This is a genomic window from uncultured Campylobacter sp. (genome assembly GCF_938045775.1).
In the GTDB taxonomy this organism is placed as follows: domain Bacteria; phylum Campylobacterota; class Campylobacteria; order Campylobacterales; family Campylobacteraceae; genus Campylobacter_B.
On sequence record NZ_CALIBH010000133.1, the window covers coordinates 1 to 6,600 of the forward strand.

Below are 6,600 nucleotides of genomic sequence, written 5' to 3' on the forward strand. Positions count from 1 at the left end.
TAGCGCAATCAAATCCAAAATTTAGCGCAAAATCAAGATCGCTTGAAAATCCGCACACGGCTTGAGGAGTGCCGCCAACATCTTGCTTATATCCGTCATAAAGCGTAGCGACGACATCCTTATAAACTTTGTCAGATAGATACGCTACGGCATTGACCTTAAGCTTGGCTAGCTGACTTATCTGATGCGTCACCGCTAAATTTTGCGTAGAGTTATCACTACCATATATTACTACATTATTCTCAATATCCGGAGCATTGAAATATGTATACGCAGATACCCCGCCCGTGATATTATTATCGCCTACGCCGGTTGTTATACCATTATCAAGGCTTACGAGCGACACTCTGATACGATCCGGCTTGTAGCGCAATACAATATTATCGTTTATCGCTTTATCTTTATTGGCAGCAATTCTCATGCCTACGTCGCAACCTACCATACCTTTAGCGTCCGGAGTGTTGCTAGATGAATTGATAATACATTTAGCACTCTTCCACTTTTTAGAGTATGTCTGATCGGAGTAGGCATCCGTCCATGAGTTATCATAGACGCTTACCAGTACATCACCGACATTGTAGTAATTGAAAATTTTATCGGCATTTGCACCTAATCCTTCAGTATAAATGACGGCATTTTCTTTATCTTTATCCACAGAGGCTTTTCTAGACTGAGTCATCAAATATGCGCCTTGAGAATTGCCTTTGCCGCTGAATTTCGCTACACCTCCAGTCTCTACGATATCTCTAGCATTAAAATCCGCCCATAAGCTTACGGCATTTTTATCCCATACTCTTCTATACGATGCGTCGAATTTTGAGCTTGTACCATTTAATACGCACGAAACATCATCACTCTTGCCAAAAGAGCCCTTTTTGATAGCCGATGGATCGATCTCGTATTTGCCTGTCTCGGCATTGTATTTAGCACCGGAATACTCTACTGCAGTACCGCCGTAGCAGCCGTCTTGCTTTACACCGCGTTTTAATGTAGTAGTGGCTGTTTTTCTATCGACATAATAAGACTGGGTATCTACATTAGCCACACATTCATTAGATATGAATGGGCGCAAGTAAGTCTGGATGCCACGGATCTTAGTCGATATATCTTGAGTATCGTCGGAATCCGTACCGTAGCTTTTACGTAGATGATAGCGCTGATTACCTAGGTCGCCGCCAATTCTTGCAGTATAGTTAGGTACGCCGTTATCGCTGTAACTTCTAGCTGATATTACGTGCGCTAAAATATCTGCGTTCTGCTCATAGTCACCACCCACGCGAAGTTCGGTAGGATTATAAACATCGGTACTAACGCCTTTTTTAGTTATATCGCCACTAGCGGTAGTATCTACGATCTTGCTATACTTACCGGAATTATTTAGCGCATCGGTATCTACTTTGAAATATGCAGGACGAAGCACGAAGTTATCGCTACCGCATATGTGGAATGATCCATCTTTTGACATTTTAATGCCAAACTCATTGCTGGCAACATCTATACTGTTTTTAAGCTCATCCAGCTTCTTTTGTATAATATTATCCCAGATATCCTTCTTTTGTTCCGCAGTCAGACTTTTATTGCACCAATCAAAATCTTCATTGGCTTCACAATACCCGTATTGCTTCTTAAGCTCCCATTTTTTAAGCTCTAGATAGTAAGCCTTAGGATCCTCGCTGTTTAAGTCCTTATCTTTTATATACTTATCTAAATCGGATCTCGAGGTAGCTTGCTCGTCAGGACGATAACTAAGCATAAACGTAAGACCTTGATACGCATCACCTATCTCTATATTATTTAGAGTTAAAATGCTCTTGTTTTTAAAATCTAATTCCTTATCTACAGAATAGGAATCGCCATTTAGCTTAAACGGAATTTTTAAGGTATCAGTTACTGATCGGCATGCATAAACTACGCTATTTTTCTTATCATCCTCACTGACTTTGTCTGACGTAGTAGCAGCATTCTTTGCCCTTATGACAGACAAATACAATTTTCCTCCCAAGCCAAATTTCTCAAGCTTTTTATCCTTGCTACCGATATATACGAGCTTGCCCGTAAGAGGATCCCTTTTAAAGTATTTGGAATTCGCAGCCGCACCGATATAATCTGTACATTTACCGGTTTTATCGTCATAAGACTTACAATATTGGCTCTCGTAATCCGGTCTAAAGATGAGTTTCGCATCGAAAGGTTTATCGGAGATTTGAGTATATAGCCTATCATCGTCGTCGCTATTACTAAAATTCTTATTTACTACCTGTAAACCGCTTAGCGGCTGGATATCAACACTTTTAGAAACCTTCGTTGCATCGCACAGCTCAAGTTCAGAGGCACTATCCATATCTAAGACGACTCGCTGACCGCCACCGATATCTATACTCATCTTGTAGCTTAATGTCACAGTAGGAGCTTGAAGAATTTTTGCACCGGTATTAACGGTAGCGTTAAACTCACCATACGCCGCTTTACCTGGTCTCATTAGACCGCCCACCGGAGTAGTCGTGCCAGCTTTTATCTCGCCTGCGCCCTCACCGATATAGAATTTTAAGACATTATTATCTAGCGTCGTAAATTGCCTATCATTATAGATAGGGTCCGTGACATTTGGGGTGCCGCCATTTATGACATCTTTCATCGTCTTATATGCACCCTTTTGACCATCGCGTAGATAGACCAGCTTCTCTGCAGCCGCTGCAGGTATGGTATTTGTAGTGGTAGTGATAGGATCGTTTATGGCTAGTTCATTATTTATAGTAGAACTATCTTTGGTATAGGCAGCGCCTGCCTGAGCAAAATCGATTGACACTACTGCACCTACAGCATCCTCGCTATTACCACCATTTAGTCTGTTTTCGAATTTCATTCTATAGTAGATATGCTCGCCCGCAACTACTGGATTTTTGATCTGCTCTGGCTTATTGTCGTCAATCTCAGTCTTACTATATCTGCTACCGATAACTTTGCCATTCTGCGGATCTTCGTCTTTGGTTCTAAAAAATTTTACCCAGTTAGCGGCGTTATATACCTCATACTGATAGCATAGTTGAGGAACATACAGATCTACTGATATTGCTATCATACTTATAAAGTTTTGATCGGATTGGTTGTTTGTTGAGTTATACGTACCACCCAGTTCCAACTTTATACTTGATTGCCCGTAGCCCATTTTATCGCTTATATCAAATTCATCTAAATCCACGGCGGCTGCCTGATCCGCTCCCTCGTAATGCTTACCTCTTAGGATTTCCGGTATCGCAGCATATCCACCATTTTCGCTTCTTAGCCTCATAATGGTACCGCCGAATATATTAGAATACCATTCGCTTCCGATTTGAGCCAATGCGTTTATTCCATTAGACCAAGCGGCATTAGGAGTATATAAAGTATCCATTTTACCGCCCGCTTTTTTATTCTCTACTCTAAAAAATTCCTTCGTCTTATCATTGCCGCTCATTTCAGGTCCAAGTTTCGCCTCGCCACCAAAACCTAAAAAACTAAGCTTAGCATTAACGCGACCGCTCCTAGGAGTGTAAAAGCCTTTTAACTCGGCTTTTACGTTTATAGATTCATTTGCGCCCGCCCAAGGTGTAATAGCTATAAAGTCACCATATACGGTTACATTTTTAGGTTTGTAATAATCGTTTTTAAATTTTGCAGCTTCTGCGTAAGTAAATGGTTTCGCTACACCCACAGGATTAGCAGGGCTTTGCAAATCCGCCATTAGCTTATTTCTAGAGTCCAAGGTCTTATCATATACTATGATTACACCCCAGCCGCCCCACATACCGAGTCTAATATTTTTTAATTCACCATTAATAAGGGCTGCGCCGGCATTATCCCTACCATCGCTAGCTACTATGTTTCCTACGGTAAAATCTATACTATCAGAGTAATCAACAAAGTTTGCCTTCACTTTATCCGTAATATCTGCAAAGCAGCCGTATTCCAAACGCATCTCTACCTTCCGAGGGTTAGGAAGATTTCTATAGCTAGCATTCTCCCTATAATTCCAGCCGGCTACACCGTTACATCTATCCCTCGGGATATCTATAGGAGCAGTACTTGTTGCACTTTTTGAGCTTTTCATTCTAAGCTTAGCCCATTTATACCATTTCGCAAACTTAACTCCGTCGCCATTTCCTACGTATTTATCCCATCCCTCATTGATAAGCTCTCTTGCCTCTCTTACGTTACCTTGCCAATACAAAGCTGCAAAAACGATATCATCTTTAGTAATACCCTTAGGTAGTTTTAGAGTCGATTTGGAGCTATTTAGATAAAAGGCACCCGCCGAAGTATCTGGATCCTCTTTTAAATAATGACCGTTTGCGCCAGCTATAAAGTTTTTATCCACTCCTTTTGTAACTCCGTCCCAATCAAAACTAAGCACTGTATTTCCAGCTACGGCATAGTCTCCAAATACATAGGTACCGGGACCGCCAAATCTAACTACAGGGGTTTGATTTTTCCAATCTCGAATACCACTAAAATTCCATGTTCCACAATGATTATGACCGGCGCCATCTCCACATTCACCGCTTGAATACCAATACCAATGCGGATCACTACTATTGATTACGCCGCTATCAGGGTATTCCCAAGGATCTATAACGGCGGGATTGATCTTAATATTGGGTCTATTATCCGCAAAGGCCCCCGCCACGAAACAAAACAACAGCGCCAAAAGAGGCGCGAAGCTAAAACTCTTAACTTTCATGATACTACCCTCCGGTCAATAACATAATTTTTAACTACTATTTTACATTTTTTTTGCTTAAATTTTATATGGATATGGAACAAATATAAATAAATTTTAAAGATTTCCTAAAAGAAAGATTTTATAAAATGCGATTTTGTTTATCTTGGGCTACATTAAAAATAATATAATAACAAATAAACAACGACTCTCAAACAATAAAAGGCGCGAGAATTCCGCGCCTTAAAAATTCTAAAATTCTAAAATTCTAAAATTCTAAAATTCTAAAATTCTAAAATTCTAAAATAAGCCGAATTTACCATCTTTACGCTTGTAAAGCACACGCATTTTAGCGTCCATATCGTTAAAGACCAAGAACTGATCGGTACTTTCTTTAAGCTTATTTAGCGCCTCATCGATCTCTAGCGGCTTATATAGATCCAGCTCGGTAGGGACGATCTCATCAACTTCATCGTTTAAATTTGGCTTATTGGCACCGACCGCATTATCTACGGCGTTTTGTTTCATTTCGTCGCGATTTTTGTGAGAATTTACCTTATCGTGGTATCTGCGAAGCACTTTTGAGGCGCGCTCTACGATGAGATCGACGGCGGCATAGAGATCTTTATCTTTTTGACGCACGACGATAGTATCTTGATGCGCTAAATTTAATGAGAAATCTACCACAAAGCCCTTTTTGCCTTGCTTCTCGTCAGCAGAAATTACACAACGCCCAGAGATGATGTCGAGATTATATTTTTCTAGCGTCTCAAATGCGTTTTCGACATAATTTTTAATAGCCTCCGTTAGCTCAAACTGCTTACCTACGATATTTAAATTCATCGTCTCTCCTTTGCATTATGGTTTTTGAATAGTACGCCTATGATATGTAATCTGCGGTCTGCCCATAACTTCTACGTTGGATTTTACTACTACATCTACAAGCGCGGCATGGCTTAGAACGGCGCCAGTTACGCCGGAAGGTCGTACTGCAGTAGAAGCTTGTCCGAAGTTACTATAAGCGACAGTATTATCGTCCGGCGCCCCTAACTGTCTATCGAAATATCCGAATGTTACGGTGATATCAAACATCCTCTCGCCTGCATTATTTGACGGATATGCTAGCCTGATAGTATTTAGAGTAGGATAATCCGCTGCTGTCTTGTGTTCATCCATAAGTTCGCTAGTTAAATACTGATGCTTTTGCATAGCAAGGACTGCCAGCTCCGTAGCACTTTGAGCTAGTAATAGCGCCTGCTCTCTGCCTTGGATATTATTGACATCGCGAGCCGTCATAGACGCGATAGATAGCGCCGTAATCGCGGTAGTCGCTACAATGATGATAAAAAATATGGCCGCTACTAGAGCGAAGCCTTTTCGCATAGTTTTCATTAGTACACCACCTGTGCTTTACAAACGTTTAGATCCAACTCTGCAGGATCAAAATTTCTGCCGTCGTCTCTCATACATAGTTTAAGCGCAACAGCGCCGTTATCGTCCTTGAACCTAAATAAGCTCACATCCTCCGCCAGTAGTGCACTGCTAGCGACATTGTATGAGTTCGCATCACCTGCAACAGTGCTCCATGGACGATAGTTGTACTTCAAGAGCAGATTAAAATTCTTACTTAAATTGCCGGCATTATCTCTCGTATATATTACGACCTGATCGGGAACGATCGCGTAGGCGCTATGAGCTATATAATACTGCTCGGAGAATTCCTGCGATTTGTCGTTATTTGGGTTGAACGGATATTGGTTGATAGTAATAGTTTCGTTTTCTATACTATTGGTATTCGCAGTAGTACTAGGCGTACCTACGGCGATTAGCACACGGTTACTACCGTCTGCTCTAACCGCCCTATCGTAGCCGAAGCCTATACCTACGCTAGTAGGCGAAGCATC

At 41.2% G+C, this 6,600-nt stretch carries 3 protein-coding genes and 1 pseudogene; all 4 read right to left on the reverse strand.

What is annotated here, in order from left to right:
* Positions 1-3,955: hypothetical protein (locus Q0238_RS05175; RefSeq protein WP_297943566.1), on the reverse strand; the 3,955-nt coding region annotated here is incomplete at its 3' end.
* Positions 3,956-4,996: 1,041 nt separating this feature from the next.
* Positions 4,997-5,539 (reverse strand): ribosome-associated translation inhibitor RaiA, encoded by a 543-nt coding sequence (raiA, locus tag Q0238_RS05180; RefSeq protein ID WP_177388896.1) that lies wholly within the window; start codon positions 5,537-5,539, stop codon positions 4,997-4,999.
* A gap of 15 nt (positions 5,540-5,554) precedes the next feature.
* Positions 5,555-6,088, reverse strand: coding sequence for a hypothetical protein (locus Q0238_RS05185; protein WP_297943569.1), 534 nt, complete (start codon positions 6,086-6,088; stop codon positions 5,555-5,557).
* Positions 6,088-6,600 (reverse strand): annotated as a pseudogene (locus Q0238_RS05190) (hypothetical protein); the annotation flags it as partial. The pseudogene Q0238_RS05190 and the gene Q0238_RS05185, both read right to left, overlap by 1 nt.

Bases quoted from the DNA above. Each gene is read 5' to 3' on its own strand.
- raiA (WP_177388896.1), bottom strand. From the start codon at position 5,539: ATGAATTTAAATATCGTAGGTAAGCAGTTTGAGCTAACGGAGGCTATT.
- Q0238_RS05185 (WP_297943569.1), bottom strand. From the start codon at position 6,088: ATGAAAACTATGCGAAAAGGCTTCGCTCTAGTAGCGGCCATATTTTTT.